This window comes from Kitasatospora sp. MY 5-36, assembly GCF_001182915.1.
GTDB lineage: Bacteria > Actinomycetota > Actinomycetes > Streptomycetales > Streptomycetaceae > Kitasatospora.
In genome coordinates this window covers 1-506 of sequence record NZ_LFVW01001459.1, presented here as the reverse complement: position 1 = coordinate 506, position 506 = coordinate 1, and the positions used below count along the sequence as shown (strand labels likewise).

Sequence of the window (506 nt, the reverse complement as noted above, 5' to 3'; positions counted from 1 at the left end):
CCGGCGGGCGCGGCCTGGTGGCCGTCCTCGGCGCGCTCGCCGACGCCGTCGCCGGGCAGCAGCCGATGGGGCCGGTCGCGCTGCGCGGGGACGTCCGGGCCGTGGAGAGCTGCGAGACGCACCTGCGGCCGCCCGGCCCCGGCCACCCCGCCTTCGAGGTCATCTACCTGCTGGACGCCCCCGACGAGGCGCTGCCCGCGCTGCGCGAGCGGCTCGGCGGGCTCGGCGACTCGCTGGTGATCGGCGGCGGCGACGGCCTGTGGAACGTGCACGTCCACGTGGACGACGCGGGCGCCGCCGTGGAGGCCGGGGTCGGCGCCGGGCGCCCGCACCAGATCCGGATCACCCACTTCGCCGAGGCCGCCGCCCGCTCCGGCACCGCCGCCGAGCGCGGCGAACGCGAGGAACGGGCCCGCGCGGTGCTCTCGGTCGTCTCCGGCGGGGGCCTGGCCGAGCTCTGCGAGCAGGCCGGCGCCGTCGTCCTGCACGCCGACCCGGACCGCCCG

The 506-nt window shown here is 80.2% G+C and carries 1 pseudogene; it reads left to right on the top strand.

Features of this window, described 5'->3' with window-relative positions:
• Window positions 1-506, top strand: a pseudogene (locus AE652_RS42930) (dihydroxyacetone kinase); the annotation flags it as partial.